Below are 20,537 nucleotides of genomic sequence, written 5' to 3' on the forward strand. Positions count from 1 at the left end.
GAAACAGCGTGGCCCCGATGAGGCCCGCGCCGCAGAGCGCGTGTCTTGTTCGCCATATTCGGCATCCGTCACATGGTCGCCCCAGGTCACGGCCGCGCCATCGGCAACGCCGTGGCGCGGCTGACCGGGCGGCGGATCCGCAGCCTGCCGCTCGCGAACACGATTTCGCCTGATTCATGAGGGGGCGGGAAACCGCCCCTTTCATTCATGAGCGCGGCTCATGGCCGACAGGAAAATCATGTGCATTCTTTCCTGAGGGCAAGGCGTTATATCCGGAGCATCGAAAGGGAGCACGAACAATGCACCGGATCATCACCGCCGCCCTGTAGGCCTCGCTTCCACTGGACCTCGTGCTGTCGGACTACCACGGCATCGAGAAGGTGGCCGACCTGGGCCGCAGGCTCGACGCGTCCGATGCTCTGCCCAGCTATGAACCCAAGGCGGGCGACATCACCCAATACGCGCCTAGGAAGAACCTGGCCATCTTCACCGCACCCTTCTCGGACTCTTGCGGGTTGGTGCGGCTGGGACAGTTCGACGGTGCGTTCGACGCCCTGAAACACCCGGGCGAGATCGCCGTACGGATCGAAGCCGCCGACTGATCTATCCCTGAACATCGAAATTGCCCGAACCGGACGGCCATGCGCCGCGCCGCAAGGGTGCTGTCATGCAAAGGAAACAGACAATGACTGACAAAATCACTGGCAAAGGCCTGGTCATCATCGGCGCCTCCAGTGGCATGGGGGAGGCCACTGCCCGCGTCCTGGCTGCCAAGGGCGCCAAGCTTGTCCTGGGCGCGCGCCGCAAGGACCGCCTCGACGCAATCGTCGCCGACGTCAAGGCCGCGGGTGGCGAGGCCATCGCCGTCGAGACCGACGTGACCCGGCTTGAGGACATGCAGGCGCTGGTCAAAGCGGCGGTCGACAGCTTTGGCCGGATCGACGGCTGTTCAACAACGCGGGCCTGATGCCGCTGTCGATGATCGAGGCGCAGAAGGTCATTGACCGGAACCAGATGATCGACGTGAACCTTAAGGGCACGCTTTACGGTGTGTCCGCCGCGCTGCCCTACATGGCCTCTGTCTATGGCCATATCACCATGGTGACAGGCGCGGTTTACTGTGCGACGAAACACGCGGTCCGGTCGCTGTCCCAAGGGCTGCGGCAAGAGGTCAAGCCGCACAACATCCGGGTGATGGTGATCCCCCCGGGGCCGTGGCGACGGAGCTTTACGACCACATCTCGATCGACGAGATCAAGCAGGGGCTCGACGCATTCGTGCCAGACATCGCGGTGCTCGCATCGACCATGTCGGACTTGGTGGCCTTTGCCATCTCGCAACCGGCGAACGTGGACGTGAACGAAATCCTGTTCCGCCCCACCGTTCAGCCGCAAAAAAGCGGAACAGACCTTTCGGGAAGGCCGGGGGTGCACAGGCGTGCGCCCCGAGTTCCCTTGTCCGGTCGCGGTTTAACCGAATGACAACGGTCTTCGCGCATCGTCTCTTCCGTCCGCCCCGGACCCGTCCGGGGGCACGTCAGGAAAGGTCGCGACGCATGTCCTACTCGCTGCAATACCAGGTGCTGAACTTCGCCCTGCTGTCCGCGAACTTCTTTTCCGACAACCAGACCCTGCTGCTCAGCGATGTCGGCACCACCTCCAGCCCCGCCACGTTGGAGGACAATGACGGCAAGCTTTACGTGGGCGAGCAGATGACGCTGGATGGCCGCACCGTGGAAATGATGGGGTCGGGCACGGCACAGCCTGGTGTCGATCTGTTGGGGTTGATTGTCCCGACCGGCACATCGGTCGATGTCCTGGTGATGAAGGACACCGAGACCGGGGAAAAACTGCTGGTCTACCCCGAGGGGCCGCCGAACCTGCTGTCGTCAATCGCCGTGGTCCTGTCAGTTGACCAGACCGGCTACGACCTGAACGTGACCGGGACGATCTGCTTTTGCCCCGACACACATATCCTGACACCACGCGGGCCGGTTCCAGTGCAGGATCTTGGTCCCGGGGCCAAGGTGCTGGACTACAGGGGGGCGGTCGGGACGGTCGCAACGACCCTGCGCTCCCGTCACCTGTCGCCCGCCGCCGGGCAGCAGCCGGTGGTGATCGAACCGGGCGCCTTCGGCGAGGGGCTGCCGCATCGCCGGATCAAGGTCTCACCCCAGCACCGTATCTGCATTCCCGGCACTGATCCGCACGGGCCGGAGCCGTTGCTTGGCCCGGCCAAGGGGTTCACCGGCCTGCCGCAGGTACGTCTTCGACAGGCGGACCGCCCCGTGACCTACATCCACGTGGTGACGGAACAGCACATGCTGCTGGTCGCAGAGGGCATCCCGGCGGAATCCATGCTGATCCGGGAACGCAGCCTGCGCACGCTGGACAAGGCGGACCGGCGCAAGCTGTCGCGCGCGCTGGGGGTCGAGGAAGCGGCGCTGGAACAGCACCCGGCGGCGCAGCCCTGCGGTCGGGCGCTTGGTGTCCGCGAGGCGCGCGCCCTGGTCGAGGCCTGGCGCATTCGGGCCCGCGACACCGGAGAGAGGGCCTGGCCGTGCCACCAGCAGCCGCCGCTGCGTGCTGCAAGCTAGACCTACAAGTCTCCTATCTCGCCTCTCGTTGGAAGGTTACGCTGGTCTCCTGGGTGGGGTCCGTCCAGGTAAGGCGCGCGGGGCCTTGCACCGACAGGCTATTCCCCTGCCGGTCTCGGAACACGCCCTTGTCCACCCTGCGAAAGGTCACCGGGATCGAGGAATAACTGTGCCTTTGCAGCGTGATGAGGTCCGGCGTGACCATCTGGATGGTCACCACCAGGCGGCGCCCTTCGGGCCATTCCGCCGCATATTGGCCGCTGACCAGAACCTCTTGCGGCTCTTCGAAAGGGGCCGGTGCGACGGGCAGCGGCTCTGCCGGCAAAGCCGTCGGTGCAAACTGTGACAGGACTTCGCCGATAAGCGCGGCAGTCAGGCATGGACGCATCTGGGGAAACCTCTGCGGCTTTGGGCGATGCCCTTGACGGATGCCCGCAGCCTAGGCCGCGCCTGCGCGCGTAGGCATGGGGCTAATCCCCCATTCACACGCCCGTCTTGGGGCCTAGCCGCCTTCGGCGCGGAACCCGTCGTCCGCCCGCCGCAGCTCACCCGGGCTGGCCTGCCCGTCGCGATTGGCATCCACCCTGCGAAAGGCAAGGCGATAGGCGCCGAAATTGCGGATCGTGATTGCCGTCGACTGGCCCGAGGCCGCCATGAGACGAACAAAGACGCGGAACTCGGCAAAGCTCAGAAAACCGTCCCTGTCGGCATCGGCCCGGACAAAGGCATCCACCTCGCCCCGGCTGACCGGACCAGCGCCCGGGACCACTGTCTGCGCGCAGACCGGCAGCGCGGACAGGAGAAAGATGGTCAGTAGGGCGGATGCCGGGCCGTGTCTCATGATCGTGCCTCCGGTGGTATGTCCAGCGTAAAGGCCGTGCCCTTGCCGACCCGCGACCGTGCCCGCAGGACAAGCCCGTTCTGCTGCGCCAGTTGGTGGCAGATGGCCAGCCCCAGCCCGTGCCCCTGACTGTCCGTGCCGGACTGCCAGGCTTTCATGTTCCTGGCCAGCACATCCTCGGTCATGCCCGGACCGGTGTCCAGAACCTGCAGCGCCAGATTGTCCCCCTGCCGCCGAACGCCCACAAGAACGGCCCCTCCATGTGTATACTTGACCGCGTTCGACACGAGGTTCGACAGGATGCGCATCAGGTGCAGCGCGGGAACCCGCACTTGGGCCGTGCTGGGCACGATCCGCAGATCCAGTCCCTTGGCCCGGGCCTCGTCCCGGAACATCTGGCCGACCGCCTCCTGCACCAGTGACAGAGGGTAGGGGGCGGTTTCATCTTCTGCCTCTGCCCGGACCTCGTCGCGGGCCACGTCCAACTGTCCGCCGGTCAGTGTCTGGATATAGTCAAAGGCCTCGCGCAGGTGATCGCGCGTGTCCTGGGGGGCCTCCCGGGCCATGCGCTCGATCGAGAGGCGCAGTGCGCTCAGCGGTTGGCGAATGTCATGCGACATGCTGGCCATCTGCATCCGGCGGCTGTCCGCGAGATCCCGCATGCGGGCATAATTCTGTTCCGCCTCCAGCAGGTCGCGCATGGCCCCGGCCTCTTTGCGGACGGCCTCCATTTCGCGGGCCAGGGCCGCGGCGTGGGCGCGGCGCATGTCGATCAGCCCGGCGGACAGGCCGGCCATGATCCCCAGCGCCAGCGTCGCGTAGGTGCCCTTGATCGTCCAGGGGATCGACAGCCCCCCGGCCTGGCTACGGGCCAGGGCAAGGGCTGTGACGCCGCCCAGGCCGATCAGCGCGATCAGAGGGATCAGCCGCAGGATCGGGCGCATCCTGTCGCCTGCGCCCTCCCATTGGAAGACGGCCAAGACCTGCGCGACCAGCATCGCGGCCAACAGCACGTAGGCCAGCGGTGCCATGATCTCGGGCGGTACGAAGGGAACGGCGAGGATTGCGGCCAGCGCGGCCAGGGCTCCGGACCCCAGCCCCCACAGGACGGCGGGCCCCGAACCGGGCAGACGCAGGGACAGGAGGGCGGCCAGGAACCCCAGCGCGGTGATCCCCAGCAGCAGGACCAGTCCGACAGGCAGATGCAGGTCCGGGCGCGCGGGGTAGAGCCAGCGAAACAGGAAGCTGTCGAGATAGGCGACAAAGACCAGACCCAGCAGCAGAAGTCCGGCGTAGGCAAATCCCGTCCCCGCCCGCATCATGGCGCTGAACACCGCGAAAATGGCGAGGCAGGACAGGAGAAAGGCATAGAACCCGGCCAGCGACAACCCGCTGGCAAATCCCTTGGCCCTTGTAAAGGCGCTGCGTTCCAGACTGAGGTCCAGCGCCTCTACCGTGCCGTGGACCATGCGTACCAGCAGCAGCGCGCGCTCTTGCGGGCGCAGCTCGAAGGGGCGGCTGACAACCCGGGTGACGGTGTAATCCCCGGGGGCAAAGGGCTTGCGGATGTCATGCGCCAGCAATTGGTCCGTCTCGGCCCCCAGCCGCACCAGCACAACGTCCAGCGCGATCAATCCGTATATGTCCGAGGCCAGTACCCAGTCGTCTGGCGGCCGCCCGTCCGCGGGGGCGCCGTTCTGGACTTCGACGACGGCCCAGAGCGGTTGGTAGGGCCGCAGTTTTGCGACGGTCTCATCAAAGGAGGACGACAGGTGGCCCGCCGTATGGCGATCCGCAAGGCTGGCCAGCGTGTCGCCTGTCCCGGGGGCAAAGCGCATCTTGTCCCCGATCTCGACGGCGGGTGTCTCTGGGTCCAGGACCATCGTCGGCGGCGCCTCTGCGCACAGCGGCGGGGCCAGGATCAAAAGCATCGAACAGGCCAGGAAAAGTGCTAAGACTGACCGCACGTTGTCCTCTCCCTGCGCCCCAAGCGGAGCATACGAATGTCAGAGCCCCGTTTCCAAGCCGTTGTAGCGGACGATCACGCGATTGTCCGGTCCGGCCTGCGCGCCGCACTGGAAAGCCCCGGCCTTGTCGAGCCGGCAGGCATCAAGGTGGTGGCCGAGGCCGCCGACGGGCTCAGCGCCATCGCCGCGATCCGGCAGCACCGGCCGTCGCTGTTGCTGCTGGACGTGCAGATGCCGCTGGCGGGTGGGCTGGAGGTCCTGATCGAGGCGCGGCGCTGGTCGCCTGAAACACGCGTCGTCGTGCTGAGCGGGGTCACGTCGCCGGGCAAGATCGGGGAACTGGTCTCTTGCGGCGTCGACGGGCTGTTTTCCAAGGGCGAGGACAACGATGAACTCTTTGGCGCCTTGCCCGGCATCCTGAGGGGCAGGCGGCACGTCTCCGAGGTGTTCCGCAGGATGCTGGAAGAGGCGCCGGAGGTTCCGGACTTGTCGGAACGCGAGCGGCAGGTGCTGAACCTGGTCGTGGCCGGACGATCGAACAAGGAAATCGCCCAGATCCTGGGGATCAGCGTCAAGACCGTCGACCGCCACCGGACCAACCTGATGCAGAAACTGGACGTGCATTCGGTCGCCCAGTTGATCGCCTACGCGTTGCGCGAAGGGCTGATCGCGCCGACATCGGGGCTTTAGGCGGCGTCATTGTCTTGCGGTGTGCACCGGGCCGGTGTTCCACCGGTGCGGATGGATTGGGGGATCTACCCCATCCTGCGTGGGCACGCATCGATTTAGCCTGACCGCAACACCGGCAAGACCGGCCCTTGATTTGACGGAGAGATTCGATGCCTGGCCAAGTTTCCCAACTGGACGACAATGTGCAGGACACGCGGCTCGCCGCGCAGACGGCCCTGGATGCGGTCAACGGCGCAATTGACGCGCTGACGCTGGTCAAGGATGTCTTCGAGGTTCTCGAGGACATCGACGAGGACGCGGAAAAGCTGGAGAGCATTGCCAAGGGGTTGAAGAACGCGCTTGCGCTGATCTCCAAGGTCGGGCCGCCGCTGTCGAGCGTGACCCCCTTCCTGAAGCGGGTGATCGAAAGCGTCGAGGAGCGCGCCAATGACGTTGCAAACGGCATCGACGTGGAAAGCAAGTTCGGCGACTTCAAGAACAACGTCGAGGCACTGATCAGCGGGCTGGAAGGTGCAAGGGACGCGCTGGAAATCACTGTGGCCGAGCTTTCGGCCATCGAGAACGGGATCGCCGATGCCGCCGACGGGATCGAGAACGCCTATTCCATTCCGACCGAGCTGCAGAACGCGATCGACCAGGCAGAGATCACGGCCGGCACCATCAACGGGTCGACCAGCGGCATCGCGGATATCGCAGAGGACATCAACGCGCTGAAGGTGCGGATCGACAGCATCCTGGGGGATTTCCCGTCCACGGCCGCCACGCTGATCGGCGTGGCCCGGGATTTCATCGACCTGATCGGCAAGGTCGATTTCCTGCAGACACCGATGGATGTGCTCAACGACGCGCTGGAGCCGGTGCAATGGGCGCTGGATGCCGCAGAGGCGGTGATCGACGCGGTCATCAACCCGGTCCTGGACCCGATCCTGGACAGCCTCGGCGTCACCGACCTCTTCGACCAGATGTCGGATGCGATCAACGACCTGATCCCCGAGCTCAGCCTCTTTGAGGGGATCGACCTGGACCTGGGCAATTTCGAGGTGGAATTCGGTGACCTCGTGGTGGATGCGCCCAACCTGGACGTGGCGCTGGAACCCGATGTCATGGCGCGGATGCGCGACGACGTCGACCGTCTGGCCGTCGAGGTGCGCAAGCTGATCACGCCCTTCGATCCGGTCAACCTGCTGCTGGACGACAGCGCCAACCTTGCAATGGGCTATGACGGCTTCGAGGGGCGCGATCCCAACGGGATCATCGCCGGGGGCACGAACATCTTTGCGCAGGGCGGCGATGACCTGATTTCGGGCGGGCTGGGCGATGACGTCCTTCACGGCGGGGCGGGCAACGACGTGCTGATCGGTGGCGCTGGCGACGATATCATCGACGGTGGCACCGGCACCGACGGTGTAATCCTGCAGGGCAACCTGAGCGAGTTCAGCATCAAGCGCGACACGGTCACCGGCGACATTCTCGTCAGCCACACGCACGGCGCCTCCGATGCGCCGGATCTGGGCACCGATGTCATAAGCAACGTCGAGTATTTCATTTTCGAGGATCGCACGCTTCACATCGACGATTTCGACTATTTCTACGATGCCGCGAACGGCGAGACCGATGGCGACGGGATTTCCCTGCCCGGAGTCCCGACCGGGCCGTCGCGCGATTTCATGTTCGGGACCGACGGCGCCGAAAGCATCGCCGGGTACGAGCTGATGGATTACATCGCCGCACGGGACGGCAACGACTCTCTCTACGGTGGCAATGGAAGCGACTTCCTGGAAGGCGGGGCCGGGTTCGACAGGATCGACGGCGGCGCGGACAGCGATGTCGGCTCTTACCTGGGCGAATCCGACCGGCCGCATTTCGTGTCGCTGCTGGCGCCGGGCGATCCCCGGCAGCCCTTCGTCTCCGAGGATTTCTACGTTGCGGTCGAGAACCTGACCGGCAGCGACAACGAGGACTGGCTGTGGGGGGACGATGGCGCCAACCGGTTGGACGGGCGCGGTGACGACGACGTGCTGCGCGGGCTGGGTGGCAACGATTCCCTGCTGAGTGGCAAGGGCACCGACCTGATGATCGGCGGTGCGGGCAACGACACCGTGATCGCCACGGCGGTGGATTATGAGCCGACCGATCCCTCGACCATAGGGCGCAAGCTGATCGTGGCCGGCACGGGCAATGACAGCTACATCAATGAGCGCGGCAACTTCAGCAGCATTTGGTACGGCGGCGTCGACTACGCGGCCAATTTCCCGATGTTCCCGACACTGGCCGCGGTCGGCCTCAGCCCGGCAGAGATCGACGCGATGCTGCCCCACCACCTGCGGGTCGACGGGGCGCAGAACCTGATCCGCAAGTACGACAGCACGGGCAACCTGATCGGCACCGACCGGATCGAGGGGTCGTTCCAGGTCTTTGGCGCCGAAGGCAACGACACCTTCATCGGCTCTGACCGGCAGGATGTCTATTTCGGGGGCGAGGGCGATGACCTCTTCGAGGGCGGCGCGCGCAACTTTCGCCCGATCTGGGACACGGCGGACCCTCAGAACAGCTTTACAGTCCACGATTTCTATGATGGCGGCGCGGGCGATGACCGGTTCCGGCCCGCGCAGGGGCGCACCAACCTGGAAGGCGGCAGCGGCGATGACACGGTCGAGATCACCCGCCAGGGCTGGTTGCTGGTCGATGGCAGCGCAGACGCCGAGCCAGCCGGCAGCGCCGAGGTCGACACGCTGGACTTTTCGGGCAGCGACCTTGGCTGGGCGATCGACCTGAGTGGCGAGTACATCGGCGACCCGCTCAAGCTGGGCTACAAGGGCGTGGCCGAAGGACATGAACCCGGCACCACGCAGCTGCCGGGGGCGACGGATTATGCCGCCTTCGACAGCCTGCAGCGGCAGCTGGGCGCACCAGGCGGCAGTTTCGATCTGTTGCTGGGAGAGTCCTATATCGAGATCAAGGGGTTCGAGGCCGTCATCGGCAGTGACCAGAACGATTTCATTGCCGGCAACGACCGGGCGAACCACCTGCGGGGCGGGCTGGGCAATGACGTGATCCTTGGCCATTCGGGCAGCGGCCTGGACGTGCTGGCCGGCGAGGACGGTGACGATACACTGATCGGCAGCAGCAGCGACGACCGTATCCTTGGCGGTGATGGCAACGACGACCTGCGCAATGCCGAAGGCGGCATAGATGTCGGCGGCAACGACCTGATGTCCGGTGGTCGCGGGGACGACATCCTGCGCCTGTTCAGCGGTCCGGGGCAGATCACCCTGTCCGGCGGGCCGGGTACGGACGTGGCGGATTTCAGCGGTTTCGACGGGCCGGTGACGCTGGATCTTTCGCAGGGAGGCAATGCCACTATCCAGACCAGCGGCGTCGAGAACCTGCGCGGCAGCCAGCATGGCGACAATTTGACGGGCAACCACCTGGGCAACAATCTCAACGGACAGGCGGGAAATGACCTGATCGACGGAGGGCTGGGCAACGACGTGCTCTTTGCGGGCGAGGGGCTGGATTCCCTGCGCGGCGGCAGTGGCAACGACCTGCTGGTGGTCGGCATGGGCGGCGGCGACATGCAGGGCGGCGCCGGGATCGACACCGCCAGCTTTGGCCCCAACCAGACCGGCGAATTGTCGGACGGAACGCCCGACTGGCAGCCCGTCCAGACGCCTGGCCAGGCCGCGATCCACCTGCGCGACGGGATCGGAGGTTTTCGCGACCTGTCGACCGGGGTCGCCTACAGCTATACCTTCGGCGGGATCGAGAAAGTCTCGGGGTCGCTTTCGGACGACCGTCTGACCGGCGATGACGCCCGCAACCAGCTGAGCGGCGATGCGGGTGACGACCTGCTGGTGGGTCTTGGCGGCAACGACACGCTGTCGGGCGGCGACGGCAATGACCACCTGGTCGACGGGATCGACACGCCGGCCTTTGCCATGAACGCCGATGGAACGCGCGACCAGATGCTGCGGCTGCAGGGGTATGACGACATGCCCGGCGGCTCCTTCACCGTGGACATGACGTTCCGCGCGACAGAAGCGCCGGGGAGCATGCAGACCTCGTTCCTGTCCTACGCCGTGCCGGGCAGCACCAATGAACTGCTGCTCATCGGAACACCGACAGGCGGGATGGAGCTTTGGATTAATGGCCGGCACTACGTGACAAATGTTCCGCTGGCCGGTCTCTTCGACGGCCAGGCGCATCGCATCACCCTGTCCGTCACCCCGGACTCCGGCGGCAATGCCTCCTTCAGCCTCTACTATGATGGCGAAAGCGTCTATTCCAACGTGATCGTCGGATCGACCATCGGCGGGCTGACCGCCGGGGGTACGCTGATCATCGGGCAGGAACAGGACCAGGTGAACGGCGCCTTCGACAGCAACCAGGTGCTGCGGGGCGAAGTCGGCGAAGTCCGGGTCTGGAACCGGGCGTTGGGCGCGACGGAAGTGGCGCAAAAGGCACTGTCGCCGGTGGATCCCGCGACGGAGCCGGGGCTGGTGACGCTTTGGGTGCCCGATCCCGCAACCGGACGGATGGAGGATGCGATGGGCGGCGATCCCCTGTTGGCGGAAACCATCAGCGGCGTCGGTCCCGTCCCCGTGATCGTGGCGCAGGCGGGCGGCGGCAACGACGTGATGAACGGCGGCGCGGGCAACGACACGCTCGAGGGCGGCGCGGGCGACGATGACCTGACCGGCGGCGCGGGGGACGACAGCCTGGTCGGCGGCATGGGCGAGGACACCGCGAGCTTTGCCGGAGATGACGCGGTTACGGTCGACCTGCGCATCTCGGGTCCGCAGGACACCGGGCGCGGAGTGGATGTTCTTCTGGGCATCGAACACCTGACCAGTGCGGGCGGCAATGACCGGCTGTTCGGGAACGCGCTGGGCAACGGCCTGAATGCAGGTGACGGCAACGACATCCTGAACGGGATGGAGGGCGACGACACATTGTACGGTGGGTCCGGGGCCGATTGGCTGGTGGGCAATACCGGGATGGACATGGCCTCTTACGACGGGGCGGCGGCCGGGCTGATTGCTGATCTTGCCAATGCAGCGCTGAACACGGGTGAGGCGCGTGGCGATACCTACATCGGGATCGAGAGCCTCGAAGGCTCTGCCCATTCCGACAGCCTGCGCGGCGACGCCGGCGCCAACCTGTTGTCGGGTCTGGCCGGGAACGACACGCTGGTGGGCCGGGGCGGCCACGACACGCTGATGGGCGGGCAGGGCGCCGATTGGTTGATCGGCAGCACCGGGACAGACGCGGCCAGCTACGCCAATGCCGCCGGGTCCGTGATCGCCGACCTTGGCAATGCCGGGTTGAACACGGGCGAGGCCGCGGGGGACAGCTATCTCGACGTGGAAGACCTGATTGGTAGCGCCTACGGCGACAGCCTGCGCGGCGATGGCGCGTCGAACCTGCTGTCCGGCCTGGCCGGGGCTGATACGCTGATCGGCTATGATGGCGACGACTCCCTTGCCGGGGACGCGGGGGAGGACCGGCTGATCGGCGGAGCGGGGTCCGATACGGCGGTCTACGCATCGGCGGGCGGAGGCCTGATCGCCGACCTCGTCGATCCGACGCTGAACACGGGCGACGCGCGTGGCGATACCTACCTGTCGGTCGAGAACCTGCTGGGGTCTGCCTTTGGGGACGTGCTGCGTGGCAACCACCTGGGCAATGTCATCGAGGGCGGCGCGGGCGGTGACGTGCTGATCGGGCGTCAGGGCGCCGACACGATGTCCGGCGGTGACGGTGACGACGTCCTGCGCGGTGACGGCGGGGCCGATGTGCTGGACGGGGGCGCGGGCGAAGACCTGCTGATCGGCGGCCCGGGCACCGATCTCCTGACCGGGGGCGCGGATGCGGATGTCTTCTTGTTCGCCTCTGCCGCCGAGGCCGGGTTGGGCGCCGCTCGGGACCAGATCCTGGATTTCGAACAGGGGCTGGACGTGATCAACCTGGCCGGCGTTGTGCCGGGTGCCTTCAGCTTTCGCGGGACGGATGGTTTCACCGGCACCGGCGCGCCGGAACTGCAGCTGATCGAGACGGCAGGCGGCGGAACCGTGGTTCAGTTCGATACCGATGGCGATGGCAGCGCCGACGGCGGTATCCGGGTGGTCGGCGTCAGCGGCCTGACCGCCGACGACTTTATCCTGTAGGGATCGGGGTGATGCGCCGGGCCAGCCACGGGCGGCCCGGCGCCATTTCCGTTCACCGCAGCATCAGGTCCGGCAGGAACAGCGTGATCTGCGGAAAGCACAGCAGCAGGATTAGGACCAGGACCTCCATCGCCAGGAAAGGCAGGATGCCGCGAAAGATCGTTCCCAGCGGAACGCGGGTCTGCGAGGCGGCGACATAGGCATTCAGGCCCAAGGGCGGTGTCAGCAGACCGATCTCAACCGTCTTGGTCACGACGATCCCGAACCAGATCGGATCATAGTCAAGCGCCATGGCCGTGGGAAAGGCCAGGGGCATCGCCAGCGACAGGATCGCCAGCTGGTCCATGAACATGCCCATCACCAGCAGCACGAGGATGATGATCCCCATGATCACCTCGCGCGGCATCTCGGTGACGGCCACGAACTCCAGCATGCTGTGGGTAATGCGGGTAAAGGCGAGGTAGTTGGAGAAGATCGCCGAACAGGCGACGATGGCCACGATCATCACCGTCGCGCGGATCGAACTGCTGATGGAATTGTTAAACTGGACAAAGCTCAGCGTGCGTTGCGCCAGCACGATCAGCAGCGACCCCATGACCCCCAGCGCCGCCGCCTCGGAGGGCGAGGCGATGCCGCCGTAGATCGCGCCGATCACCGCCACCATGAGCAGAACCATCGGGATCACATGACGGCTTTCCTTGACCGCGGTTTTCAGGACGAAAGGATCGCCCTTGGGCGCCTGGTCGGTCGTTTCGGCAATGATCTTGATGACCACGGCCAGGCCGGTGGCGGTTAGAAGCCCCGGAATGATCCCGGCAATGAACAGCTTGCCGATCGAGGTCTCGGTCAACACGCCGTAGACCACCAGCACGATCGAGGGCGGGACCACCACGGCGAGCGTACCGCCGACGCTGACCACCGCGGCCGCGAGCCGATCCGAATACCTGTGCGCCCGCATCTGCGGAAAGGCCGAGGCGGACATCGCCGCGGTCGAGGCAGTGGAGCTGCCGACAAGGGCGGCGAGGATGACCGATGCGGCCACGGTGGCCATGGCCAGCCCACCCTTGACGTGGCCGATCCAGGCCTGACAGGCGATGATGGCCCGCCGGGTGACATCCCCCGCCGTCAGCAGTTCGGCCATGAGAATGAACAGCGGGATGGCGACCAGGATGAAAGAGGCGGAGGTATCGAAGAATGTCCGCTCCAGCACCGCAAAGGCCGGGCGCGGTCCCAGTTGGGCCGCAAGGCCAATGGTCCCGGAAATCCCCATGGCAAAAGCGATGGGAACGCGAAACGTCATCAAGACAGCCAAAACGACAAGTATGGCAAGAAAGGTCAGCATAAGTGGCCTGTGCGCGTTAGAGTGATAGACAGCCGCCGCGGGCGGCTGTCTTCATGTCCGTTTAGATGTCGGATTACTGGCTGGTCTGGGCCGCGTAGGCATCGAGAACGGCCTGAGCATTGTCGCTCTTGATCCGCTCGACCCAGTCCAGGCTGACCGCACTCAGCGCATCTTTCACGGCAGTCAGTTCCTCGTCCGTGAACTCGTAGGTGTCGATGCCTTCGGCCTTCCACTCTTCGATCAGCTCGGACACCGAGGCATCCTGAGCCTGCGCCACGTGCAGGGCGCTCTCATCGCCAAGACGCAACAGCTCGGCCTGTGTCTCTTCGGGCAGCCCGTCGAACAGGTCGCTGCGGATCACCATGACAAAGCTGTAGCCGCCGAACGACCCGTTGGTCGAAATATGGCCGACGACCTCGTTCAGCTTGTAGCCGGGCACCGAGGCAAGCGGGAAGAGAACGGCATCAAGACGGCCGCGTTCCACGGCGGTATAGACTTCCGGTCCGGGGATCGAGATTCCGACGCCACCCAGCGCGCGGGCGGTCATCGCCTGCGTCGACCCCGAGGTGCGGATATCCTGCGCGTCCCAGTCGGCGGGTTGACCCAGGCGCGCCTTGGCCAGAACCTGGTAGGGCGGCAGCACAAAACCGAAGATCGGCGTCACACCCGCGGCAAGGATTTCTTCGCGCAGCGGTCCGTCCTTGAGCATGGCCTGCAGGGCCTTGGTGCCCTGTTCGGCGGTGGTGTAGAACCCCGGCAGTGCGACGACAGAGTTCAGCGGCAGAACATCGGCGTGGTACGGCGTGCCCAGCAGCGCAGCATCAAGGATGCCGTTGTTCACCGCATCGAGCTGTGCCTTGGACTTGGCGGCCTGCTGCGAGGGAAAGTGCTGGAAGGTGATCGCGCCGTCGGTGGCCTCTTCGACCGCGGCCATCCACTTGGTCGTGCCCTCGACGGACACGATGTGGCTGGTCGACTGGAAATCGCCAAGCCGCAGGGTTTCCGCCTGGCCAGCCGTGGCAAAGGTCAAAGCGGCGGTCACGGCCGCAAGGCAAGTGGTCATCAATTTCATCGGTTTCTCCTCCCGTTTGAACTGAATTCAGGTCACTGCAAGATCGCGCTTCAACAGCGCGTTATGCAGCAGCCGCAGGGCCAGAACGCCACATCCCAGGGGGATGGAGGCATAGGCCCACCCGAGCGGCCAATCGACCACCCCGTATTCCACGTCCCCGTGGACGATGGCTTCGAGGGCGAATTTTCCGGACATTGCCGTCACCGCGACGAAGAACGCCGCGGGCAACAACAAGCGAAGTTTGGAAATCACCACGCCGATCGGGCCGGGAAGGCGTTCGGGGGTGAATTCCAGTGCCAGATGGCCGCCATCGCGGAAAACCCGCGACAGCGACAGGGTTGCAAGCGCCGGCATCAGGTACAGTTCGGTTAGTTCAAACTGGATCTGGACCGGGCGGTTCGCGAACAAGCGTAAGAGGATGTCCGCGTTGATCAGACCCGCGACGGCGACAAGGCTCAGACAGCCCACCAGGTGCAGGACGTCTTCTATCTTGCTCAGAACTTTATCAAGCATCGGCCATGCCTCCCTTGCCGTTGCGGTATTCCGATCTTAGCGCTTGGGCAGTTCGACGATGGCCGAACCCATGGCCGACAGCTCGCCATCCTGCTGTTCCGCGCGTTGCTGAATTTCCAGCAGGAAACGGCCGTTTTCCTCGAATTTCCGGATCACGGTGCCGTGGATCAGGATGATGTCACCCTCGGGGTTGTGCCGGCGGACCTGGCACTTGGCCTGGCGCAGGAAACCGTCGTCGCCCATCCAGTTGGTGACCTGGTGGGTCAGCCAGGAGGTGCGCTCGGGGCCGTAGTCATAGGCACCGGGGGCGCCGACCTCCAGGGCGAATTCCTCTTCCCAGTGAACACGCTCGGGGCAGTCCGGAATGCCGAACTTGTTCTTGGGTCCGGCGCTGGGGTGCTTCTGCTGTAGCTGCCATGCCAGCTTGTTGGCGCGGATGTACAGGCCGCCCCAGCCCTGGGCATAGGCGATGAAGCCGGTGGCCGTCATCGGACCCTTGACCATCGTCGGCAGCTCTTCACCCTCGGCCACGTCGTCCCAGTAGCGGGTTTCGGAGCCGCGGACCGTCTCCTGCTCGTAGTACTTGTAGTATTCCTGCAGCTCTTCCTCGGTCCAGACGCGACGGCCCTTTTCCTTGGCCTCGGTGTACTTTGTGCCGTTCTCGCGCGCTTGGTCGCGGTCGGTGCGGAAACACCAGCTGTCGGCATCGGCCACAAGGTCGCCCGTCGCGGCATCGTAGAAATCGACGTGGTAGATTTGTTGCACGGCGCGGCCCGCGAACCGGGTGTCATGCTCGACCAGGTCCTTGAGCACCGCCTCGGTGCGGAATTCCATGTTGCGGGTGATCGTCTTGTGCCAGTTCCAGTTGGCGCCCGACCACATGGCATGCACGCCCGGCAGGCCGCCGACATAGCCCGAGATGATCCGGTTGGTCGCGAAGAGGAAAGAGGGCAGGGCGATCACGTCGCCGTATTTCGTGCTCTTGGCATATTCGGGATCGCACCACAGCGGGTTGTCGTCGCCGATGCCGTGGGCGTAGTGGCGGATGTTGTCGCGGGTCGCCTCGTAGCACCAGGGCTCAACCGTCTTCTCGATCTTCACGCCGATGCGCTGGCGCAGGTCGTCCAGGCCTTCCTGCGTGATCTTCGGGAATTTCTTGTGGGTCATGTCGTTCATGTTTCTCTCCTCAGAACTTCTCTCGGGGCGCGCGGGTTATTCCGCGGCTTCGAATTTCTTGGCTTCCTGATCGCGCAGGATCTTGCGGTTGACCTTGCCGGCAGGGGTCTTGGGCAGCTCGCTGACGAACTCGATCTGGCGGGGGTATTCGTGACGGGCGAGACGGGCGCGAACGTGGTTCTGGATGTCCTCGACGAGGCCCTCGGTCTCTTCCGCCTTGAGAATGATGTAGGCCTTGACGACCAGGCCGCGCACCGCGTCCGGCGCGCCGATCACGCCACATTCGGCCACTGCCGGGTGGCTGAGGACCGCGTCCTCGACCTCGACCGCGCCGATTGTCCAGCCGGCCGAGATGATGACGTCGTCCGCGCGGCCGCCGTGGTAGAAATAGCCATCCTCGTCCACGCGGCCGAGGTCCTTTGTCGGGAACCATTCGCCACGCTTCCTGACCATCAGCTCGCCGGTTTCGCCGGGATCCGCCGGGCTGCCGTCGGCGCGCTGCACTTCGACCTCGACGCCGGGAACGGCCTTGCCCATCGCGCCATCGCGCACTTCCAGGTCGTCGGCGCCGGGATAGTTGGCGATGATGACACCGATCTCGGTCGTGCCGTACATCGACCGCACCTTGGTCCCGAAAACCCGTTCGACGTAATGCGCGGTTTCCGAGTCGATGGGCTCTCCGGTGAAGGACAGCTTGTCGAAACTGTAGCTGTAGCTCTCTGCCTCGCCGGAGTTGCGCATCATCCGGTAATGCGTGGCCGCAGCGGTCAGGTTGGTGATCCTGAAATCCTGCAGCGCCTTCAACAGGCGGACGGGATCGAACTTGCCGCTGAAAGTACCGGTCGAAACCCCCAATGCCAGCGGCGCAAGCGTGCCGTGCCACAACCCGTGGCCCCATGCGGGCGACGACGGACAGAAGAACCGGTCGCCGGGGCGGATGCCGGTGGCATAAAGCGCGGCCACCATCAGCGTGACGATGGACTGGTGGCTGTGCTGCACCGCCGCCGGCAGGGCGCGCGTCGTGCCCGAGGTGTATTGCAGAACCGCCAGGTCGCGGCCCGTTGTGTCCCAGTCAAAGGTTGCGGGCAGATCATTCAGCCCGTCCAGGAACTCCTGGTCGACGACGATGACATTCCTGGCGCCGCCTTCGACGGCTTCCGGCGCCTTCTCCGCGTTGGTGAAAAAGACCTCGGGCTTGCAGTCGCCGACCCGCAGACGGATGCCGTCCGGCCCGAAAAGCGAGAACATCGGCACCGCAACCGCACCGGCCTTGATGACGCCGAACAGCGCGCAATAGAAGGCCAGCGAGGGGTCGATCATCACCGCGACGCGGTCGCCCTTGCCGACATCGCAGCCCTGCAGGAAATGCGCGATCTGGGACGAGCGGCGCGAGATTTCCTCGAAGCTGATGACCTCGTCGCGGCCATCCGCATGGGCCACCCGCAGCGCCACGTTGTTCCCGTCGACATGCCGGTCGATGCACTCGTGGGCGATGTTGAACCGCTCCCGCGTGCCGTCGAACAGCTCCCACAGGCGGTCCTTCGAATAGTGTTTCTTGGCGTCTTCGTACGACGTGAATTCCGTCAGGCGGGTCATTCCTGTCTGCCTCCCAAGGTCTCGTGTGCGGATCGACACGAGGTGTCCGTCCGGTTCGTTGACAACGGTAGGGATTGCAGTCATCTATTGTCAATACGCTGTTATTATTGTATATAGGCAATGAAAATCGGTGGTTCGGAGAGGTAGGCATGACCAGTGAACAGGCGGGATCGACGACGAAACGGCAGGTGCCGGCAGTCACCAGGGCCCTTGCAATATTGAGGTTTCTGGCCCGGTCGCCGGAACCGGTGGGGGTCAACCCGATGGCGCGCGAGCTGGATCTGGTGCCCAGCACCTGCCTGCACATCCTGCGTGTCCTGCAAGACGAGGGGATGGTGGATTTCGATTCGCAGACCAAGCGCTACACGATCGGAATCGGCATCCTGCCGCTGGCCCGCTCGGCGCTTCAGCGCAACAGTTTCTCGACCCTGATCCAGCCGCAGCTGTCCGAGCTGTCGCAGAAGTTCGGCGTGACCAGCATCGCCACGCAGCTCTCGGAACCCAACCAGATGATCGTCGTGGCCCTGTCGCAATCCAGCATGCCGTTCCGGCTGCAGGTGGACCTGGGCAGCCGCTTTCCCGCGCTCATCAGCGCCACGGGGCGCCTGTTCGCCGCCTTCAACGTAGAGGATGAGCAGACCCTCAGGCAGGAGTTCGACCGTCTGGTCTGGGATCATCCCCCCGCATTCGAGGATTGGGTGCAGGAGATCCGCGAGGCGCGCGAGCGCGGCTATGCCGTGGACCAGGGCACCTATATCTCGGGCGTGACCGTCGTGGCGGTGCCCGTCTTCGGCAACAGCGGACGCATGACGCGGTCCATCGTCGCCATCGGCATCTCGGAACGGCTCAAGGACAAGCAGGTGCCGAAACTGACCCGGGCCATGCAGGGCATCCGGGACCACATCCAGGAATTGCAGATCGACGCGGGGAGTTGAGGCGTGACTGACACGGACACCGGGGAATGGAGGCCGCTGGACATCAAGGGGTTCATGGCGCTGATGGGGCCCTTGCTGCGCGCTACGGATGCCGGGGACAGGGGGACATACGGCTTCCAGACCGATGACCGCCACGGCAATCACATCGGGCTGGTGCATGGCGGCGTGCTGACCAGTTTGCTGGACCAGGCGATCGCCATCCTTGCCTGGAAGGCCGCCGATCGTCAGCCCACGGTCACGGTCCAGATGGACAGCCGGTTCCTGGGTGCGGCGCGGGTCGGCGACTTCCTGAAGATCAGGCCCGAGATCCGCCATGCCACCCGGTCCTTGATCTTCGTCGATGCAGAGATCCACAGCGAAACAGGGCCCGTGGCCACCGCCTCGGCCATCATGAAAATCACCTCGAAGACAGGACGCACCACATGACCGACACCCAGCCTTCCCCTTCCAGCGGACCGCTTGCCGGCATCAAGGTCCTGGATTTTTCGCGCATCCTGTCCGGTCCCTATGCCAGCATGGTGCTGGCCGACCTCGGCGCAGAGGTGATCAAGATCGAGCCGGTCGGAAAGGGCGACGAGACCCGCAACTTTCCTCCGTTCCACGGCGAGTTGAGCCATTATTACATCGCCCTGAACCGCAGCAAGAAAAGCGTCGCGCTGAACCTGAAGTCCGAGGAAGGTGTGCAGATCGCGCGTGACCTCGCCCGGCAAAGCGACATCGTGCTGGAGAATTTCCGCCCCGGCGTGATGGACCGCCTGGGCCTGGGGTACGAACAGTTGCGCCAGGACAACGCGGGCCTGATCTATTGTTCGATCTCGGGCTTCGGCGAGAACAGCCCGCTGGGTGACAAGCCCGCCTTCGACATCGTGGCGCAGGCCCTCTCCGGCGTCATGAGCGTCAACCGCGAGCCGGGACAGGCCCCGAACAAGCTGGGCGTGCCTCTGGGCGACATGGCGGGCAGCATCTTTTCGCTGTTCGGTCTGTTGGCGGCGCTGCACGAGCGCAATGTGACCGGCAAGGGGCGGCACGTCGAGGTGGCCATGCTGGACAGCCTGATCGCCTTGCAGGGATACCTGTCGCAGATCTATTTCGTCACCGGGCAAAGCCCGCAGCCTGTCGGCACGCAGCACCCCAGCATCGTGCCCTACGGGTCCTTCCCGACCTCGGACGGCCATGTGATCGTGGCCTGCCTGACGGAACGGTTCTGGCATAATTTCGCACGCTGCCTGGGCGAGGACGGGTTGATCGAGGATCCCCGGTTCGCGCTCTATGACGCGCGACTGGCCAACCGCGACGCCCTGCATGAGATCATCCACCGGCGGATGACCCAGGAGACGACGGACTACTGGCTGGCCCGCCTCGGCGAATACGACGTCCCCAGCGCGCCGATCCTGTCCATCGGCGACGCACTGGAACAGGCGCATGTACAGGACCGGGCCCTGGTGGAAACCGTCCGTCACCCCAGCCAGGGAGAGATGCGCCTGGTCCGTGGCCCGATAAGGTTTGACGGGGAAGGTCCCGCCGCAGCCCGCGCGCCCAGCCTGCTGGGCGAGAACACGCCGCAGGTTCTGGCGGACGTGCTGGGCTACGGCCCCGAGGACATTGCGGCGCTTGCGGCGCGCGGCGTCGTCGGGTCGTGATG

General features: G+C 65.1%; 17 protein-coding genes and 1 pseudogene. 10 read left to right on the forward strand and 8 right to left on the reverse strand.

The annotated features are described in order from the left end of the window. The first annotated feature begins 45 nt into the window (after positions 1–45). The 5 genes and pseudogenes from G9Q80_RS28370 to G9Q80_RS02435 all read left to right on the forward strand — a co-directional run bounded on the left by G9Q80_RS28370 (position 46) and on the right by G9Q80_RS02435 (position 2,596). Positions 46–180, forward strand: coding sequence for a hypothetical protein (locus G9Q80_RS28370; RefSeq protein WP_261394855.1), 135 nt, complete (start codon positions 46–48; stop codon positions 178–180). Between the two features lie 161 nt (positions 181–341). After that, complete coding sequence (locus G9Q80_RS02425; RefSeq protein ID WP_157903877.1) at positions 342–602, forward strand: cyclophilin-like fold protein; 261 nt, start codon at positions 342–344, stop codon at positions 600–602. Between the two features lie 137 nt (positions 603–739). Then, a pseudogene (locus tag G9Q80_RS02430) lies at positions 740–1,185 on the forward strand (SDR family oxidoreductase); the annotation flags it as partial. A 29-nt stretch (positions 1,186–1,214) separates the two neighbouring features. Beyond that, positions 1,215–1,481 (forward strand): Rossmann-fold NAD(P)-binding domain-containing protein, encoded by a 267-nt coding sequence (locus tag G9Q80_RS28530; RefSeq protein ID WP_223306273.1) that lies wholly within the window; start codon positions 1,215–1,217, stop codon positions 1,479–1,481. Positions 1,482–1,555: 74 nt separating this feature from the next. Then, positions 1,556–2,596, forward strand: coding sequence for a Hint domain-containing protein (locus tag G9Q80_RS02435; protein WP_157903876.1), 1,041 nt, complete (start codon positions 1,556–1,558; stop codon positions 2,594–2,596). A gap of 13 nt (positions 2,597–2,609) precedes the next feature. On the opposite strand, the gene G9Q80_RS02440 is transcribed toward G9Q80_RS02435, so the two are convergent. From G9Q80_RS02440 to G9Q80_RS28535, 3 genes are all read right to left on the reverse strand, one after another. Then, positions 2,610–2,984 carry a hypothetical protein gene (locus G9Q80_RS02440; RefSeq protein ID WP_088716419.1) on the reverse strand — a complete coding sequence of 125 codons (375 nt, stop codon included), beginning with the start codon at positions 2,982–2,984 and terminating at the stop codon, positions 2,610–2,612. Positions 2,985–3,098: 114 nt separating this feature from the next. Beyond that, positions 3,099–3,437, reverse strand: coding sequence for an EF-hand domain-containing protein (locus tag G9Q80_RS02445; protein WP_088716418.1), 339 nt, complete (start codon positions 3,435–3,437; stop codon positions 3,099–3,101). Then, on the reverse strand, positions 3,434–5,404 hold the full coding sequence (locus tag G9Q80_RS28535) for a sensor histidine kinase (RefSeq protein WP_133066448.1): 1,971 nt from the start codon (positions 5,402–5,404) through the stop codon (positions 3,434–3,436). Before G9Q80_RS28535 ends, G9Q80_RS02445 begins: the two co-directional genes overlap by 4 nt. Positions 5,405–5,440: 36 nt before the next feature. Here G9Q80_RS28535 and G9Q80_RS02455 point away from each other — a divergent pair, with 36 nt between their 5' ends. Beyond that, the gene (locus G9Q80_RS02455) at positions 5,441–6,094 is read left to right on the forward strand and encodes a LuxR C-terminal-related transcriptional regulator (protein WP_088716416.1); all 654 of its coding nucleotides are present in this window, start codon (positions 5,441–5,443) and stop codon (positions 6,092–6,094) included. A 149-nt stretch (positions 6,095–6,243) separates the two neighbouring features. Next, positions 6,244–12,261 (forward strand): LamG-like jellyroll fold domain-containing protein, encoded by a 6,018-nt coding sequence (locus G9Q80_RS02460; RefSeq protein ID WP_088716415.1) that lies wholly within the window; start codon positions 6,244–6,246, stop codon positions 12,259–12,261. Positions 12,262–12,313: 52 nt separating this feature from the next. Here the strand turns inward: G9Q80_RS02460 and G9Q80_RS02465 are convergent, their stop codons facing one another. From G9Q80_RS02465 to G9Q80_RS02485, 5 genes are all read right to left on the reverse strand, one after another. Then, the gene (locus G9Q80_RS02465; protein WP_088716414.1) at positions 12,314–13,603 is read right to left on the reverse strand and encodes a TRAP transporter large permease; all 1,290 of its coding nucleotides are present in this window, start codon (positions 13,601–13,603) and stop codon (positions 12,314–12,316) included. A 73-nt stretch (positions 13,604–13,676) separates the two neighbouring features. After that, positions 13,677–14,675, reverse strand: coding sequence for a TRAP transporter substrate-binding protein (locus tag G9Q80_RS02470; protein WP_088716413.1), 999 nt, complete (start codon positions 14,673–14,675; stop codon positions 13,677–13,679). A gap of 27 nt (positions 14,676–14,702) precedes the next feature. After that, positions 14,703–15,188: a TRAP transporter small permease gene (locus G9Q80_RS02475; RefSeq protein ID WP_088716412.1), complete on the reverse strand. Its 486-nt coding sequence runs from the start codon at positions 15,186–15,188 to the stop codon at positions 14,703–14,705. Positions 15,189–15,224: 36 nt separating this feature from the next. Further along, on the reverse strand, positions 15,225–16,364 hold the full coding sequence (locus tag G9Q80_RS02480) for an FAS1-like dehydratase domain-containing protein (RefSeq protein ID WP_088716411.1): 1,140 nt from the start codon (positions 16,362–16,364) through the stop codon (positions 15,225–15,227). A gap of 36 nt (positions 16,365–16,400) precedes the next feature. Further along, complete coding sequence (locus G9Q80_RS02485) at positions 16,401–17,960, reverse strand: acetate--CoA ligase (RefSeq protein WP_088716410.1); 1,560 nt, start codon at positions 17,958–17,960, stop codon at positions 16,401–16,403. Positions 17,961–18,109: 149 nt separating this feature from the next. On the opposite strand from G9Q80_RS02485, the gene G9Q80_RS02490 reads away from it, so the two are divergent. The 3 genes from G9Q80_RS02490 to G9Q80_RS02500 are packed head-to-tail and all read left to right on the forward strand — an operon-like array spanning position 18,110 to position 20,535. After that, positions 18,110–18,895, forward strand: coding sequence for an IclR family transcriptional regulator (locus tag G9Q80_RS02490; protein ID WP_088716409.1), 786 nt, complete (start codon positions 18,110–18,112; stop codon positions 18,893–18,895). A gap of 3 nt (positions 18,896–18,898) precedes the next feature. Then, complete coding sequence (locus G9Q80_RS02495; RefSeq protein ID WP_232788289.1) at positions 18,899–19,321, forward strand: PaaI family thioesterase; 423 nt, start codon at positions 18,899–18,901, stop codon at positions 19,319–19,321. Further along, positions 19,318–20,535: a CaiB/BaiF CoA transferase family protein gene (locus G9Q80_RS02500; protein ID WP_069208660.1), complete on the forward strand. Its 1,218-nt coding sequence runs from the start codon at positions 19,318–19,320 to the stop codon at positions 20,533–20,535. The genes G9Q80_RS02495 and G9Q80_RS02500 overlap by 4 nt, the downstream gene beginning before the upstream one ends. Positions 20,536–20,537: the final 2 nt, after the last annotated feature.

Source organism: Mameliella sp. LZ-28 (genome assembly GCF_012274245.1).
GTDB lineage: Bacteria > Pseudomonadota > Alphaproteobacteria > Rhodobacterales > Rhodobacteraceae > Antarctobacter > Antarctobacter albus.

Excerpts from the sequence above, each read along its gene's own strand:
- G9Q80_RS02475 (WP_088716412.1), bottom strand. The coding sequence starts at position 15,188 with ATGCTTGATAAAGTTCTGAGCAAGATAGAAGACGTCCTGCACCTGGTG.
- G9Q80_RS02465 (WP_088716414.1), bottom strand. The coding sequence starts at position 13,603 with ATGCTGACCTTTCTTGCCATACTTGTCGTTTTGGCTGTCTTGATGACG.
- G9Q80_RS02480 (WP_088716411.1), bottom strand. The coding sequence starts at position 16,364 with ATGAACGACATGACCCACAAGAAATTCCCGAAGATCACGCAGGAAGGC.
- G9Q80_RS02445 (WP_088716418.1), bottom strand. The coding sequence starts at position 3,437 with ATGAGACACGGCCCGGCATCCGCCCTACTGACCATCTTTCTCCTGTCC.
- G9Q80_RS02455 (WP_088716416.1), top strand. The coding sequence starts at position 5,441 with ATGTCAGAGCCCCGTTTCCAAGCCGTTGTAGCGGACGATCACGCGATT.
- G9Q80_RS02440 (WP_088716419.1), bottom strand. The coding sequence starts at position 2,984 with ATGCGTCCATGCCTGACTGCCGCGCTTATCGGCGAAGTCCTGTCACAG.
- G9Q80_RS02490 (WP_088716409.1), top strand. The coding sequence starts at position 18,110 with ATGACCAGTGAACAGGCGGGATCGACGACGAAACGGCAGGTGCCGGCA.
- G9Q80_RS02485 (WP_088716410.1), bottom strand. The coding sequence starts at position 17,960 with ATGACCCGCCTGACGGAATTCACGTCGTACGAAGACGCCAAGAAACAC.
- G9Q80_RS02500 (WP_069208660.1), top strand. The coding sequence starts at position 19,318 with ATGACCGACACCCAGCCTTCCCCTTCCAGCGGACCGCTTGCCGGCATC.
- G9Q80_RS02470 (WP_088716413.1), bottom strand. The coding sequence starts at position 14,675 with ATGAAATTGATGACCACTTGCCTTGCGGCCGTGACCGCCGCTTTGACC.
- G9Q80_RS02435 (WP_157903876.1), top strand. The coding sequence starts at position 1,556 with ATGTCCTACTCGCTGCAATACCAGGTGCTGAACTTCGCCCTGCTGTCC.
- G9Q80_RS02460 (WP_088716415.1), top strand. The coding sequence starts at position 6,244 with ATGCCTGGCCAAGTTTCCCAACTGGACGACAATGTGCAGGACACGCGG.